This window comes from Enterococcus sp. AAFC-DPL-5146 (assembly GCF_058216635.1).
This window is the reverse complement of record NZ_CM177103.1, coordinates 2,779,838-2,796,123: the sequence shown is the minus strand read 5'-3', so window position 1 is coordinate 2,796,123 and position 16,286 is coordinate 2,779,838. Positions and strand designations below refer to the sequence as shown.

The 16,286-nt window shown below is 37.1% G+C and carries 15 protein-coding genes; all 15 read left to right on the top strand.

Annotated elements, in window-relative coordinates; genetic code table 11:
• Nucleotides 1-98 precede the first annotated feature (98 nt).
• The 15 genes from AC4BB2_RS12775 to AC4BB2_RS12705 all read left to right on the top strand — a co-directional run bounded on the left by AC4BB2_RS12775 (nt 99) and on the right by AC4BB2_RS12705 (nt 16,106).
• Nucleotides 99-236 (top strand): hypothetical protein, encoded by a 138-nt coding sequence (locus tag AC4BB2_RS12775; RefSeq protein ID WP_490473283.1) that lies wholly within the window; start codon nt 99-101, stop codon nt 234-236.
• A 388-nt stretch (nt 237-624) separates the two neighbouring features.
• The gene (locus tag AC4BB2_RS12770; protein ID WP_490473282.1) at nt 625-1,062 is read left to right on the top strand and encodes a recombinase family protein; all 438 of its coding nucleotides are present in this window, start codon (nt 625-627) and stop codon (nt 1,060-1,062) included.
• A gap of 34 nt (nt 1,063-1,096) precedes the next feature.
• Nucleotides 1,097-1,429, top strand: coding sequence for a hypothetical protein (locus tag AC4BB2_RS12765; protein ID WP_490473281.1), 333 nt, complete (start codon nt 1,097-1,099; stop codon nt 1,427-1,429).
• Between the two features lie 113 nt (nt 1,430-1,542).
• Nucleotides 1,543-1,911: a YlbF/YmcA family competence regulator gene (locus tag AC4BB2_RS12760; protein WP_490473280.1), complete on the top strand. Its 369-nt coding sequence runs from the start codon at nt 1,543-1,545 to the stop codon at nt 1,909-1,911.
• Nucleotides 1,912-1,913: 2 nt separating this feature from the next.
• Nucleotides 1,914-4,481 (top strand): DNA mismatch repair protein MutS, encoded by a 2,568-nt coding sequence (gene mutS / locus AC4BB2_RS12755; RefSeq protein ID WP_490473279.1) that lies wholly within the window; start codon nt 1,914-1,916, stop codon nt 4,479-4,481.
• A gap of 39 nt (nt 4,482-4,520) precedes the next feature.
• Entirely contained in the window at nt 4,521-6,611 is a 2,091-nt protein-coding gene (mutL, locus tag AC4BB2_RS12750) for a DNA mismatch repair endonuclease MutL (protein ID WP_490473278.1), read from the top strand.
• Nucleotides 6,612-6,641: 30 nt separating this feature from the next.
• Nucleotides 6,642-7,196 (top strand): Maf family protein, encoded by a 555-nt coding sequence (locus AC4BB2_RS12745; RefSeq protein ID WP_490473277.1) that lies wholly within the window; start codon nt 6,642-6,644, stop codon nt 7,194-7,196.
• Nucleotides 7,197-7,227: 31 nt separating this feature from the next.
• Nucleotides 7,228-7,722 (top strand): acyl-CoA thioesterase, encoded by a 495-nt coding sequence (locus tag AC4BB2_RS12740; protein WP_490473276.1) that lies wholly within the window; start codon nt 7,228-7,230, stop codon nt 7,720-7,722.
• A gap of 98 nt (nt 7,723-7,820) precedes the next feature.
• Nucleotides 7,821-8,258, top strand: a complete 438-nt coding sequence (msrB, locus tag AC4BB2_RS12735) for a peptide-methionine (R)-S-oxide reductase MsrB (RefSeq protein WP_490473275.1) — start codon at nt 7,821-7,823, stop codon at nt 8,256-8,258.
• Between the two features lie 179 nt (nt 8,259-8,437).
• Nucleotides 8,438-10,111, top strand: coding sequence for a peptide ABC transporter substrate-binding protein (locus tag AC4BB2_RS12730; protein WP_490473274.1), 1,674 nt, complete (start codon nt 8,438-8,440; stop codon nt 10,109-10,111).
• 187 nt (nt 10,112-10,298) lie between these two features.
• Entirely contained in the window at nt 10,299-10,910 is a 612-nt protein-coding gene (ruvA, locus tag AC4BB2_RS12725; RefSeq protein ID WP_490473273.1) for a Holliday junction branch migration protein RuvA, read from the top strand.
• Between the two features lie 12 nt (nt 10,911-10,922).
• Nucleotides 10,923-11,933, top strand: coding sequence for a Holliday junction branch migration DNA helicase RuvB (ruvB, locus tag AC4BB2_RS12720; RefSeq protein ID WP_490473272.1), 1,011 nt, complete (start codon nt 10,923-10,925; stop codon nt 11,931-11,933).
• Nucleotides 11,934-11,973: 40 nt separating this feature from the next.
• Complete coding sequence (locus tag AC4BB2_RS12715; protein WP_490473271.1) at nt 11,974-12,963, top strand: LacI family DNA-binding transcriptional regulator; 990 nt, start codon at nt 11,974-11,976, stop codon at nt 12,961-12,963.
• Nucleotides 12,964-13,152: 189 nt separating this feature from the next.
• On the top strand, nt 13,153-14,619 hold the full coding sequence (locus AC4BB2_RS12710; protein WP_490473270.1) for a sucrose-specific PTS transporter subunit IIBC: 1,467 nt from the start codon (nt 13,153-13,155) through the stop codon (nt 14,617-14,619).
• 2 nt (nt 14,620-14,621) lie between these two features.
• The gene (locus AC4BB2_RS12705; protein ID WP_490473269.1) at nt 14,622-16,106 is read left to right on the top strand and encodes a sucrose-6-phosphate hydrolase; all 1,485 of its coding nucleotides are present in this window, start codon (nt 14,622-14,624) and stop codon (nt 16,104-16,106) included.
• The last annotated feature ends 180 nt before the right edge of the window (nt 16,107-16,286 follow it).

Sequence of the window (16,286 nt, the reverse complement as noted above, 5' to 3'; positions counted from 1 at the left end):
ACCATCTATATTGAAATAAATATTTATTTTAAAAAAATACTTTATTTAACTATCTCATTGTACGATTATATAGATAAAAGTGAAAATGGAGGTAAAAAATGAAACAATCAAACAAAGTGAAGATAGGCTATATTCGAGTATCATCTTTAGGCGACCGTCAACGCCTAAGTGTCGAAATCAAGACGGAAGCTTTTTCGAACTATGATGTATTATTTAGAGAGACAAAGCAGAAGTAATGACGGCCGCCCAGAATTATTAGGTTAGCGAAGGAGCTGACTAACCAAGGTAAACAAGTTTCTCTATACATTTACAAACTAGACCGTCTAACATGAAGTATGAGCAAGCTAGGGTTATTACTCATAAAGACAAAAATTAAAATAATATGGCGTACGCCCACTAACTAGAAAAGGTTTTCAGATATTGAAAGCCTCTTTTTTGTATCACATGATAGCTATGAACCCATCATAAAGAACAATAATATAAAAACTAATAATCTTGCCCACACATAAGACTGTAACCATAATACGTTGCAGGTCTTTTTGTATGTCTTTTATTTCTAACTTTCTCTTCCTCCTCTTACAATATAAATTTAATAACAAATACTAATACATTGGAGGTTTTCAAATGCAAAAGCTAAAAAGAAAGACTAAACAGCAAGAATTAGAACAACTAGATATTATCAGGATTGGATATGCCCGAGTTTCGTCAATTGACGACAGGCAAAAACTTGGACTATCTGTTCAGACAGAGGCATTGAAGGATTGCGACGTTCTATTCAAAGAGAAAAAATCAGGAAATGACGATACCCGCCCGCAGTTAGATAAGTCAATTAAACTTGCCAAACAATTAGCTAGTGATAGCAAACAAGTAACATTTTGTGTTTATAAAATGGATAGGCTAAGCCGTAAGCGTTTAACTCCGAGAAGTAGAGAAGTAAGTTGCTTGTATGCTCCCACCGTTTATTCGGATTCCTTGAGGCTAGGATATAACTCGCAGAGTTATGTCCCAGCCTCTTTTTGTTTTAAATACTATTTCCAATTTTTAGCGTATGTTATACAATAAACTGCAAAAGATGTTTTTAATAGAGGGATGAATGATGAAAATGAAAAAAGAATACTTAAGAGCTGTGGCTGTTGGTTCGTTATATGTTATTGCTCCTTTGATTTTAGGAATATTAATCAGTTTTTGGATCAAAACGTCCATTTTTATACCTATGGCTGTTATCTATGCAAGCATGCTTTTGTTTTTAGTGCCATCAGATAGCTTGTTTCATAGTGTTGTGGATTACAAGGCTAAAAGCATCAACCCAACCTATAGACCTTCCACCTCAAAATTAACCGGTGGAAGTACAAAAGAACTAATCCATTTTATCTTGGTAGTCATTTCATTGGTCCTGTGTCTGCTGGGATTGTATTTAAGCTATCTATAAAAAGGAGAGTTCACTGGTTTCTTTCCTGTAAACTGTTGATTCTACTAGATTTATGTTAAAATAAGTAGACTTACTTTCTAAAAAAATCTTATCCAAAACGAAGGTGTGAAATCATGGAGCCATCCATTACAGATAAAGGAATCAATGAAGAGTTAACAAAATTATTAGCTTTGATTGGAGAAGATGATTTAATCAAACGCTATAAAGAACTAGAAGAAAAAGTTCAAAATAATGAGAAACTTACGGAGCTTGTAGAACAAATCAAAGCCGCTCAAAAAGATGCAGTTCAATTTGCTCATTATGACAAACCAGAAGCAGAAAAAGCAGCAATCAAACGAGCGGACGAGCTGACCAAAGAATTTGATGAGCATCCCTTAGTTGTAGCGTATAGAGAGCAACTGATGGAAGCCAACGACCTCTTACAGCACGTCACAGACATGATTCAATATAGAATTAACGAAGAATTAGAGAAGGAAGGGTAACAATGCCGCAAAAAACTAAAAATACACCAATGATGGAACAATACTTAGCAATCAAAGACCAATATCAAGACGCTTTTTTATTTTATCGATTAGGCGACTTTTATGAAATGTTTTATGAAGATGCAGTGAATGCGTCACAATTATTGGAATTAACATTAACTAGTCGAAACCGAAATGCCGACGATCCAATTCCAATGTGCGGCATTCCTCATCATGCTGCTCAAGGATATATCGATACATTGATCGAAAAAGGCTATAAAGTAGCTATTTGCGAACAAGTGGAAGATCCAAAAACTACCAAAGGAATGGTCAAACGAGAAGTTGTACAGTTGATTACCCCAGGAACTGTAATGACTAGTAAAGGGCTAGATGCTAAAGATAACAACTATTTAACCGCCATTGTGGAAGAAAATGGGATGTTCGGTTTGGCTTATGTGGACTTAAGCACAGGAGAATTAAAAACAGCTGTCTTAGGTGATGAAGACGGTGTGATTAATGAAGCATCAGCACTTCAAACGAAAGAAATCGTCTTAGGCAGTCCGCTATCAGAAACATTGCAGCAAACACTGAAAGATCGTTTAAATATTATTTTTTCCCAACAGAATCAAGCAGAAGAAAATGCGGAATTCAGCTTTTTAACAAGTGAATTAACGCATCCGTTGGAAGTAGATGTAACAGGAAAATTGCTAACCTATTTAACAACGACCCAAAAACGCAGTTTAGCTCATATTCAAAAAGCGGTGGAATATCAACCAGATCATTTCTTAAAAATGGATCACTATTCTAAATTCAATTTAGAACTGACTCAATCGATTCGAACTGGCTTGAAAAAAGGTACGTTGTTATGGTTATTAGACGAAACTAAAACCGCGATGGGCGGCCGTTTATTAAAGCAATGGCTAGATCGTCCCTTGATTCAGGAAAAACAAATTCAAACCCGTCAAGAAATGGTTCAATCTTTATTGAATGCATACTTTGAACGCGTGGATTTACAAACTACATTGACGAAAGTCTATGATTTAGAACGTTTGGCTGGTCGTGTAGCCTTTGGAAATGTAAACGGACGTGACTTGATCCAACTAAAAACATCGCTAGAACAAGTGCCTCTTGTTCGGGAGCTAATTGTCGGTATCAACCAAGGCGAATGGAATGATCTATTACTAGATTTAAATCCAGCTGAAGATATTGTTGAATTGATCAATCAAGCAATCAATGAAGAAGCACCACTTGCGATCACTGAAGGTAATATCATTAAAGACAATTACAACGAAAAATTAGATGAATACCGCGATGCAATGCGCCACGGTAAACAATGGCTAGCTGAATTAGAAGCGAAAGAACGCCAAGAAACAGGCATAAAAACGCTAAAAGTCGGCTTTAATCGTGTATTTGGGTACTACATTGAAGTAACGAAATCCAATCTGGCGAACTTAGAAGAAGGAAAATATGAAAGAAAGCAAACCTTAGCCAACGCAGAACGCTTCATTACACCTGAGCTAAAAGAAATGGAAACCTTAATTTTAGAAGCAGAAGAAAAATCAGTAGATTTAGAATATCAATTATTCCTAGAAGTTCGAGAACAAGTTAAAACCAATATTGAACGTCTACAAAAATTGGCGAAAACCATCAGTGCAGTCGACGTACTACAAGCTTTTGCTACAGTGAGTGAAAGATACCAGTATGTTCGCCCGACACTAAAAAGCAATAGCAAAGAACTACATATTGTCGAAGGTCGTCATCCAGTTGTAGAGAAAGTCTTAGGACATCAAGAATACATTCCAAATAGTGTCCATATGAGTAAAGACAATATCATTCTATTGATTACAGGACCAAATATGTCTGGTAAAAGTACCTACATGCGCCAATTAGCTTTGACCGTTGTAATGGCTCAAATCGGTTGTTTTGTTCCAGCTGAATCGGCTGATTTACCGATTTTTGACCAAATTTTCACTAGAATCGGAGCGTCAGATGATTTGATTGCCGGTCAAAGTACCTTTATGGTGGAGATGATGGAAGCCAATCAAGCCTTGCGTCATGCTACACCAAATAGCTTAATTCTCTTCGATGAATTAGGTCGAGGAACAGCAACCTATGATGGAATGGCTTTAGCACAAGCAATCATTGAGTACATTCATAGAGAAGTCAAAGCGAAAACATTGTTTTCTACCCATTACCATGAATTGACCGTCTTAGATGAGACCTTGACTGGATTGAAAAATGTTCACGTTGGTGCGGTAGAAAAAAATGGCGAAGTGGTCTTCTTGCATAAAATGATGGATGGGCCGGCTGATAAAAGTTATGGTATCCATGTCGCCAAAATTGCAGGTTTGCCAAGTACGTTATTAGAGCGTGCCGCAACGATTCTTTCAGCATTAGAATCAGAAGAACAACCGCTTAAAACTGTTGAATACAAAGATGAGATCAAAGAAGATACTGGACAGCTATCGCTATTTAAAGAAGTGTCTACAGATGAATTAGGTGTGATCGATACCCTAAAGAAAATAAATTTATTAGAAATTACACCAATGGATGCATTAAACAAATTGCATGAGTTACAAAAAAGAATCTAATACGTAGGGAAAAAACTGAGCAAGGAAAGGATCCGACAGATGGGGAAAATACAAGAGTTATCAGAACAACTTGCCAATCAGATCGCTGCTGGTGAAGTAGTAGAACGTCCTGCATCAGTTGTTAAAGAACTAGTAGAAAATGCGATCGATGCCGGCAGTACTCAAATCGATATTTTTATTGAAGAAGCAGGACTAAAAACAATCCAAGTCATCGATAATGGTGAAGGAATTGCAAAAGAAGACATTCTTAGTGCTTTTAAACGCCATGCAACGAGTAAGATTCATACAAGAGACGATTTATTCCGCATTCGCAGCTTAGGGTTCCGTGGCGAAGCCCTGCCCAGTATCGCCTCCGTTTCTGAAATCATCGTAGAAACAGCTGTTTCGGAAGAAGAAGAAGGCAGTTACGTACAGATGAAAGGCGGTAAGGTAGAAGAACATCGCCCTGCCCCTTTAAGAAAAGGAACGAAAATAACCGTTTCCAATCTATTTTTCAATACGCCCGCTCGTTTAAAATATGTTAAAACGATTCAAACAGAGTTAGCTAATGTAGGAGATATCGTTAACCGTTTGGCCTTAAGTCATCCTAATGTTGCTTTTCGCTTAGTTCATGACGGGAATAAAATGATGAATACCACAGGCAATGGGGATTTGAAACAAACAATTGCCGGTATCTATGGGATTGGCACAGCGAAGAAAATGCTGAAAATTGAAGCGGAAGATTTAGATTTTAAATTAACAGGCTATGTCTCATTACCCGAAGTAACTAGAGCAAGCCGAAATTACTTATCAACAATCATCAATGGACGTTACATCAAAAATTTCGCCTTAAATAAAGCAGTCGTAGATGGCTATGGATCCAAATTAATGGTAGGACGTTTCCCGCTTGCTGTATTAGAAATTGAGATGGATCCATTATTGGTTGATGTCAATGTCCATCCAACAAAGCAAGAAGTACGTTTAAGTAAAGAAAAAGAATTGATGGTTTTGATTACTGAAGCGATTCGTGCCGTTTTAAGCCATGAACAGCTAATTCCAAATGCAGCAGATAATCTTGGCTTTAAAAAGAAAATTGAACAACAACCTAAAGTCGAACAGATGGAAATTCCTTTAACGCAACAAGAGGAAACGTCTAAACCTGTTCGTAAACCAGGAAGTTTGGGATATGATCCAGCTAGTGGGAACTTTTTTGTCAAAGAAAACACCGCAGGATTTTCAACCCAAAAACCTGCATATGAACAAAAGAAAACAGAAGAAAACTCAACCAAACAAGATATTGATAAAGAAGCCTTGATGGCACATGCTTTTAGTTCACCTTACGAAGAAAAACCCGTTGCAGTTGACGCAAATCCAGCTGAATCTCCAGAAGAGCCCAAAGAGTCAGCGGAAGTCCAAAAACGGGAAGAAGCTAAAGCAATAGATGAACAAGTTTATGAAGAAGAATTAAGCCATCATCCTGAATTTGATTTTTCAGCGACAAGCTCCCAAAGAGAGTTAGACAAAGCACTGAACAAATTATCAGATGAACGGCCGAAAGAACGTTTTCCAGAACTAGAGTATTTTGGTCAGATGCATGGAACCTATCTTTTTGCTCAAAGTAAAAATGGTTTGTACATCATCGATCAGCACGCGGCTCAAGAACGAATCAAATATGAATACTTTAGAGAGAAAATTGGCGAAGTAACCGATGATCTACAAGAATTACTTGTACCAATCGTGATCGATTATCCAAATAGCGATGCACTGAAAATCAAAGAACAAAAAGAAACATTGGCAAAAGTCGGCATTCACTTAGAAGATTTTGGGCAAAATAGTTTCATTATCCGTTCTCATCCAACATGGTATCCAGCAGGAGAAGAAGAGAGTATCATCCGTGAAATGATTGATATGTTTTTGACTACAGGATCAGTCAGTGTGAAAAAATTCCGCGAAGCCACAGCGATTATGATGAGCTGTAAACGTTCAATCAAAGCCAACCATTATTTAAATGAACAACAAGCTAGGGTTTTATTGAAGGATCTGGAAACTTGTGAAAATCCCTTTAATTGCCCGCATGGACGCCCTGTGCTGATTCACTTTACAAATTCAGACATGGAAAAAATGTTTAAACGAATTCAAGATCCACATTAAAAAATGTATGAGGAAGAAGGTTTTGTATAAATGGCAGTGATTTTAGCTTCTCAATCTCCTCGCAGACGTGAGTTGTTAGGGAGGATCGTTTCTGATTTTGACGTTGTTCCAGCCGATATCAACGAAGAAGTCAAAAGCTATTTTACCCCGATGGATTATGTATTAACTATGGCTGCACAAAAAGCTGCGCATATTGCAAAACAGTATCCAAATGACTTAGTTATCGGTTGCGATACAATCGTGACAATCGATAATAAAATTTTAGGGAAACCAACTTCCAGAGACGATGCCTTTCGTATGTTGCGTCAGTTGAGTGGACGTACACACAAAGTATATACAAGTGTTGTCCTAATGAAAAATGACCAGGAATCTTCAGCGACAGTTCCGGCAACCGTGGAATTTTACGACCTGTCAGATGAAGAAATCAATCGTTATTTAGATACAAATGAGTATAAAGATAAGGCAGGAGCCTACGGTATTCAAGAACAAGGTGCCTTATTAGTCAAAAATATTCAAGGGGATTACTATTCAATCATGGGACTACCGATTGCTACCTTGTATCGTATGTTGCCAACTTTTCAGTAATGATTGAACGATGAAAGAAGGAAAAAAATTAATGAAATGTTCTCAAACAAGAGCTGTTCAAACTCATATGATTACCTATCCTCACTTAAATTTTCATAAAACCTTGTTTGGCGGCCAACTGATGGCTTGGCTGGATGAAACGGCTGGACTTTCAGCTGTTCGCGTGTCAAGAGCGGCAATCGTGACAGCATCTGTTGACCATTTAGATTTTCTCGCACCTTTAAAAGCGAATCATGCGGTTTGCATAGATGCCTATGTATCGGGTGTTGGTAAGCGCTCAATGGAGATATTCGCTAAAGTAATCGGTGAAGATTTATTTACTGGAGAACGTTATCTGGCGGGAACTTGTTTTATGACATTTGTAGTGCCAAAAGGTGCTAGTTTGCCGGATACGATTGAACCTGAGACGAAAGAAGAACAATTTATCTGTCAAGGCTATGAAGCAAGGAAACAATTTAGACAAGAGAAACTACAAGACAGTATCAATCTTGCTAAGCATATCGACCTAGATATTCCTTGGAATTAATAACCTAGTGAAACACTTATTTTCTAAACAGAAAGTGAGTGTTTTTTTCTCAATGATGCTATGATAAGACTAACTAAAACGTGAGGGTGTGATTTGTCATGGAAAAACCATCAAAAGAAGAGTTGAAAGAAAAGCTATCCGATATCGAATATGCCGTAACTCAGGAAAATGCAACAGAACGACCTTTTACTGGCAAATATGACGATTTTTACCAAGAGGGAATCTATGTAGATGTTGTAAGTGGCGAACCACTTTTTAGCTCAAAAGATAAATATGATGCAGGTTGCGGTTGGCCGGCGTTTTCTAAACCAATTGAAAAACGTGGAGTTAAAGAAAAAGCTGATTTTTCTTTAGGGATGCACAGAGTAGAGGTTCGCAGTAAAGAAGCCGATTCTCATTTAGGACATGTATTTACAGACGGACCGCAAGATCAAGGTGGGTTACGTTATTGTATTAATGCGGCAGCTTTACGTTTTATTCCAGTAAATGAGTTGGAAAAAGAAGGATACGAAGAATATAAATCTTTATTTGAATAAAAATTTTGGCCTATCTGAGCAGTAATAAATGCTTGGATAGGCTTTTTTAGTACGGTTCTAAAGTAAATGACTCTGTTGTTAAAAAAATGGTTGCTATTTGTCTTTAATTTTAGTAATATAAGAACATTCAGAAAGATTAGAATTTGAAGAGAATACTATTTATTATTGAGGAGAAAAAAATGAAAAAGACGAAGATAACAAAATTAGCAAGTGTCATGATGCTGTCAACGCTGATGTTAGCAGCTTGTGGAGGAGGAAGCAATACTGATTCCACAGATAACAGTACGAAAGGGAAAAAAGCGAGTGGGGAACAGCTTTTTAAATTAGTCGTACAACAAGAAATGCCTACAGCAGATTTATCATTAGGAACAAATACTATCAGCTTTTCAGCCTTTAATAATATTTATGAAGGTTTGTACCGATTAGATGCAAAAAGCAAGCCTCATGCTGCTGGAGCAGCAGAGATGGCGAAGAAAAGTGAGGATGGGTTAACTTATACATTCAAGCTAAGAGAAGACGCAAAATGGTCGAATGGTGATCCCGTAGTAGCCGCAGATTATGTCTATGGTTGGCAACGTACCGCAGATCCTAAGACTGCCGCCGAATATGCCTATATGTTTGAATTGGTAAAAAATGGAGCAGATGTTTCTGCTGGGAAAAAAGGTTTGGATGAACTAGGCATCAAAGCAATTAGTGATTATGAACTAGAAGTAACGCTAGAGCAAGAAACACCATACTTTGATTACTTGTTGGCCTTTCCGTCATTTTTCCCTCAAAATAAAAAAATAGTAGAGGAAAAAGGCAAAGACTATGCATCAAACAGTGAATCTTCTGTCTACAATGGTCCATTTACATTGACTGATTTTGACGGTGCAGGAACGGATACTGAGTGGTCTTATACAAAAAATGATCAGTACTGGGATAAAGAAACGGTCAAATTAGATAAAATCGAAGTAAAAGTAGTAAAAGAAGCACCAACTTCATTAAATCTTTTCCAAGATGGACAAGCAGATGACGTGATTTTAAGTGGAGAACTAGCAAAACAAATGGCAGATGATCCAGAATTAGTTATCGAAAAAGATGCACGCACGTCTTATCTTGAATTCAATCAAAGAGATGCAAAATCTCCGTACCATAATGCTAATTTAAGAAAAGCTATTTCATATTCAATTGACCGTGATGCAGTTGTTGACCGAATTCTAGGGGATGGTTCAGTTGCATCGACAGGATTGGTACCAGAAGGAATGTCTTATTCTCCAAAAGACAACAAAGATTTTGCAGATGAAAACAAAGATATGTTGAAATATGATAAAGAAAAAGCCAAAAAATATTGGGAAAAAGCCAAAAAAGAATTAGGAATCAGCACATTCAAATTAGATATTGTCGGAGATGACACAGATTCTACGAAAAAAATATTAGAGTATATCCAAGGTGCCGTGAAAGAAAACTTAGATGGTGTTGATGTCACTGTGACAAACGTACCATTTACTGTCCGTTTAGATCGTGGTAAGAATGGTGACTTTGAAGTGATTATGGGTGGTTGGGGTGCTGACTATGCAGATCCAAGCAGCTTCACTGACTTATTCTTAACAGGCGGCTCTTATAACAGAGGTCGTTATTCAAATGAAAAATACGATGAATTAGTCAAAGCTTCAGGTAGTAAAGATGCTTCAGATCCAGAAAAACGCTGGGATGATATGGTGGAAGCTGAGAAATTATTGATGGACGATATGGGAATTGCCCCTGTTTATCAAAAAGCAGAAGCGCATATGCGTAGTAAAAAAGTCAAAGGTGTTGTAGCTCACGGAGCTGGCGCAAGATATGACTATAAATGGACGTATATTTCTGAATAAAAAATAGAGTCAGTACGAATTTAACCATAATTCGTACTGACTTTCTTTTTATCAATAATCTGCTCTTTTTCAAGCTACTGATTTTTAGCAATCTATGCTAAAATAGAAACGTATGTGCGTGCAAAACGCAAGAAATAGTCAAGACAAGAGTTATAGTTGTCCTAGCTATATGTAGAAAGGTGAAATTATGTACGAGTATATCATTGGTAAAGTTACCTTTATCAGTCCTTATTATATTGTAGTAGAAACAAATGGCCTAGGCTATCAGGTTTCTGTAGGTAATCCTTACCGTTATTCTGGAAAAACAGATCAACAAATCAAAATTTATGTTCATCAAGTTATTCGTGAAGATGCTCATTCACTATATGGATTTAGCGATTTAGATGAAAAACAACTCTTCTTAAAACTCATCAGTGTTTCAGGAATCGGGCCAAAAAGTGGACTAGCAATCATGGCTTCAGAAGATCACGGTGGGTTGATCAATGCGATTGAAAGCGAAGATGCTGCTTATTTAACCAAGTTTCCTGGTGTAGGTAAAAAAACCGCACAACAAATGATTCTAGATCTAAAAGGAAAATTAGGTGAGTTGGAAACTTCTGATGCCGCTGTTGAAGCAATGGCTAAAACACCGAATATCCAATCAGCAAATCAATCCCTAACAGAAGCATTAGAAGCATTAAGTGCGTTAGGCTACAGCGAAAAAGAAATCAAGCGAATTACACCGAAACTAGAAGAATTAGGTGCACAAGCAACCGATGAGTATCTACGTAACGCATTGAAATTCATGATGAAACGCTAAGGAGGAATAGCTATGACAGAAGATGAAAGACTACTTTCCGCTGAAACAAGCGAAGGTGAAGAATCACTGGAAAAGTCACTGCGTCCCCAATTTCTTGAACAATATATCGGTCAAGACAAAGTAAAACAAGAATTAACGATCTACATCGAAGCAGCCCGAAATCGTGAAGAAGCACTAGATCATACACTTTTATACGGCCCGCCAGGACTGGGTAAAACAACAATGGCGATGGTGATTGCAAATGAGATGCATGTCAATATTAGAACTACAAGTGGTCCTGCAATTGAAAGAGCGGGAGATTTAGTTGCGATTTTAAATGAATTGGAACCAGGGGATGTCTTATTTATTGACGAAATCCATCGTCTGCCTCGTGTAGTCGAAGAAATGCTATATTCTGCTATGGAAGATTTTTATGTGGATATTATGGTAGGTCAAGGTACGACTGCTCATCCAGTCCATTTTCCCTTACCACCTTTTACATTGATCGGTGCCACAACCAGAGCGGGGATGTTATCAGCACCGCTTCGCGATCGTTTTGGGATTATTTCTCATATGGAATATTATGAAACCCAAGATTTAAAAGAGATCGTTCTACGTTCTGCTGATATTTTTCAAACAGAAATCGTTGAAGAAGGGGCATTTGAAATAGCTCGTCGTTCCCGTGGGACCCCTCGGATTGCTAACCGCTTATTAAAACGTGTACGTGACTTTGCACAAGTTCAGTCAAATGGTACAATCGATCGCAGCATTGCAGATCAAGCGTTGACATTATTACAAGTGGATCATCAAGGCTTAGATTATGTGGATCAAAAATTATTGAAAACAATGATCGAATTATATGGCGGTGGCCCTGTTGGTTTAAGCACCTTAGCTGTGAATATCAGTGAGGAAACAGAAACGGTAGAAGATATGTATGAACCTTATTTGATCCAAAAGGGATTTATCAAACGAACACCAAGAGGTCGGATTGCGACAGCTTTAGCCTATGAACACTTTGGCTATGAATCTTATTATCAAGAATAAAGCAACAAAATAGGTCAGAAATGAAATGAGGTACGTAGACATGATTACAATCAACGATATAGCGAAAATAGCAGGTGTTGCCAAAAGTACTGTGTCTCGTTATTTAAATGGCGGATCAATAAGTAGTGGGACTGCAAGTAAGATTGAAGCTGTTATCAAAGAACATAATTATGTTCCTAGTACCTTTGCTCAAAGTTTGAAAGCGAAAAACAGTCGTTTAATCGGATGTATTATTCCCCGCTTAGATTCAAGAGCAGCAATCGCAACATTGGAAGGGATTGATAAGCAAGTTCAGGCACATGATTATCAATTGCTAATTGCTAATACGAATCAAAGTACGGAAGAAGAAGTTCGTAGAATTTATGCTTTTGCTAAAGAAAAAGTTTCAGGAATCATTTTAATGGCTACTGAAATTACAGACAAACATATCCAAGCAGTAAAAGAAGTAGGAATTCCAACGATTTTTGTTGGTCAAGAGCATGAAGAGGTATATTCTGTTGTTCATGATGATTACCGAGCTGGTTTTGAATTTACACAACAATTACTAGCACTTGGACATCGTAAAATCACTTATTTTAGTGTTGCTGAAAATGACCGCGCAGTAGGTGTGTTACGAAAAAAAGGGGTATTAGATGCCATTAAACAAGAAACTTCAAGTTCTGTTGAAGTGATAGAAACAACCTTTAGTATGGTAGATGCAATAGATATTGGCATGAGTCAATTAGAAACTAATCATAGCAGCTTATGGATTGCTGCAACGGATAATATTGCAGTTGGTCTGCTAAAAGCAGCTCATACAATGAAAATAGCTGTTCCAGAAAAACTATCTTTAGCCGGATTTGGCGGCTATGATATCAGTGATTATGTTTATCCATCATTGAGTACTGTCCATTTTCGATATGTTGAAGCAGGGGAAAAAAGTTTTCATTATTTAGATCAGCTAATCAAAGGAGAAGAGATTCCTAGAAAAACAGTGATTGATTTTGATGTTTATCACAGAGATAGTTTGGCTGATTTGACGACAGAATAATAGAAAAAGGATGAAATAAGACTATTTTTAGTGTTAGCTCATCCTTTTAATTATTTCCTGAAAACCAGTAAGTAGAAAAAATGATTGACAATTATATGAAAGGGCTTTATTATTGAAAATATAAAACCGGTTCCAAAAATATTTTTTTGATCGTTTAAAGAACCGGTTCCGTAAGGAGGAGGGAAACCAATGAATTACAAAAAAATTGCTGTAGAAATCTTACAAGCACTTGGCGGAAAAGAAAATATTGAAGCTGCAACACATTGTGCAACCAGGCTTCGAGTTGTTTTAAAAGACGACCAATTAAAACAACAAAGTCAACTAGAGTCAATCGAAGAAATCAAAGGCACTTTTGATAATGCGGGACAATTTCAAATTATTTTAGGTAGTGGAACCGTCAATGAAGTATATGCAGAGTTTGCGAAGTTAACTGGACTACAAGAAATGTCTACAAAAGAACTAAAAGAAGTAGGCTCAAAAAAATTAAATCCAATTCAACGTGGTGTGAAAATGTTGTCTGATATCTTTATTCCAATTATTCCGGCAATTGTTGCCTGCGGATTGATGATGGGATTAAACAATATTTTTACAGCGGAGGACCTATTCTTTAAAGGACAGTCACTGATTATGGCGTATCCTCAATTTGAAGGGGTAGCGGCAATGATTAACACCTTTTCAAATGCAGCTTACGTCTTCTTACCTGTGTTGATTGGCTTTTCTGCAGCTGGAAAATTTGGTGGTAATCCTTATCTTGGTGCAACGCTGGGGATGATTATGGTGCATCCAGACTTGATGAATGCCTACAATATCGGCAAAGAAGTAGCTGATTCATGGAATTTATTTGGTTTTCATATTGAAAAAATCGGGTATCAAGGAACTGTCCTTCCTATTCTGGTTGCAGCCTATCTTTTAGCTAAAATAGAAAAAGCCTTGCGAAAAGTTATTCCTTCTGTTTTAGACAATTTATTAACGCCATTATTGACTCTTTTTATTACAGCTTTTTTAACGTTTGTTATAGTAGGTCCTGTGACAAGAGAGGCAGGAAATCTAGTCACAGATGGATTGATTTGGTTATATGAAAATACAGGATTTATTGGTGGTGGAATCATAGGTTTGTTTTATGCACCTTTAGTTATTACAGGCATGCATCATAGTTTTATTGCGGTAGAAACGCAATTGTTAGCAGATGTCACCAATACAGGTGGAACGTTTATATTTCCAATTGCTTCTATGTCTAACGTTGCGCAAGGAGCTGCTTGTTTAGCCGTATTATTTATTACGAAAAATGAAAAAATCAAAAGCTTGGCAACTGCGTCTTCAATTTCTGCCTATTTAGGTATTACTGAGCCTGCAATGTTTGGTGTGAACTTAAAGTTACGTTATCCATTTTATGCCGCAATGATTGGTTCATGTGTGGGTTCAGCCTTTATCACAGCTTTTCGTGTGAAAGCAGTGGCACTTGGTGCAGCTGGACTTCCCGGAATTATTGCAATCACGCCATCCTCCATTTTAGTATTTGTGATGGGCTTACTTCTTACAACAGTAGTAACCTTCGGAGCGACATTCATGTTAATTAAAACAGGAAAAGGTTCGGACGAATTAGCGAATGAGGGAAGTCAAACATTTAATCTATTTAAAAAGAAAGCAGTTGTTTAGAAATGAAAAATCCGGACATTAATTCAGAATGGACTAGGGAGAAAAGATATAAACGATATGAAGCCTATTCTCAAAAAGAGATAGATGTACTTGAAAAACAAGTTTCTGATAGTAAATTCCGCCAAGTTTTTCATATTCAACCAAAATCAGGATTATTAAATGATCCCAATGGTTTTTGTTATTTTGAAGGGGCCTATCATCTGTTTTATCAATGGTTTCCTATGGGACCTGTTCACGGTGTGAAATATTGGTATCATCTTATGTCAAAAGATTTAGTAGATTGGCAAGAAGTTGGTGTAGCATTAAGTCCAGACACGGAATATGACAGCCATGGTGTTTTTTCAGGAAGCGGTCTAGTTGTTGGTGATGAATTATTTTTAATGTATACAGGAAATGTTCGGACTGAAAAATGGGAACGAATTCCGTATCAATTACTTGCTAGAATGGATAAAAATGGAAGAATTAACAAACATACTCAACCTCTGATTAGAGGAAGCTTGGAAGGATATACAGATCATTTTAGAGATCCAAAACTTTGGGAACAAGCAGGGAAATATTATGCAATAATTGGAGTGCAGCGACAAAATGAGACAGGAGCTTGTTTGTTATTTCAATCTGATGAGGCACTAAATTGGTCAAAAATAGGAGAAATTCAAACCAACTTGCTGAATTTTGGTTATATGTGGGAATGCCCAGATTATTTTGAATTAGCTGAACAGGGAATTTTGCTGTTTTCTCCGCAAGGATTGGAACCAATAGAAGATCACTATCAAAATATTTACCAGACAGGTTATATCGTAGGGCCCCCTCTTGATTTGGCGACTGGAAAGTTTAACCATGGAATGTTTCAAGAATTAGATGCTGGATTTGATTTTTATGCAACACAAACAACACTCACTCCAGATGGTCGTCGGATTTTATTTGCTTGGATGGGATTACCAGAAATCACGTATCCTAGTGATCGAGACAATTGGGCGCATTGTTTGACGATTCCTCGAGAACTTCAATTGGTGAGAGGTCGTTTATACCAACAACCAATCAAAGAGTTGGAGCAGCTAAGAAAAGAAAATATCCAGATCAACGCAAACATTTCTGAAACCAAACAATTACCAGAACTATCAGGAACTACCTATGAACTTCAAGCAGAACTCTCTTCTACAGCAGAACAGTTTGGTTTGTTACTGAGGGGGAATAAAAGCAAGGGGACAAAAATTTACGTCGATCAAATCAAACGTAAACTAATCTTAGATCGTACGGATAGTGGAATACCCTTTGCAAAAACGTACGGAACAACCAGACAAGTCTCATATAACAAATCGACAATCAATCTGCATATATTTGTGGATACATCATCTGTAGAAATCTTCGTTAATGATGGAGAAATAACCTTTACTTCGAGAATTTTTACAGAAGATTTTCAAGATGAAATTTCTATAATTAGTGAAGGTGGAACGACGCAAGCTGTCATTAATAAGTGGAGTATTTAAACATGCTGGAATCACTTGGTTATAAAATCAAGTGATTCCAGCATGTTTAAATTTATAAAAGAGATTATTTGTCTAGTTCGTGTTAATTGAATCCATTTTTTCTTATTATGTATAATATACAGAAAAAATCCAGATTAGATACAAATAGAATCCATGAAACTCTGCTAAAGTAAGTGTATC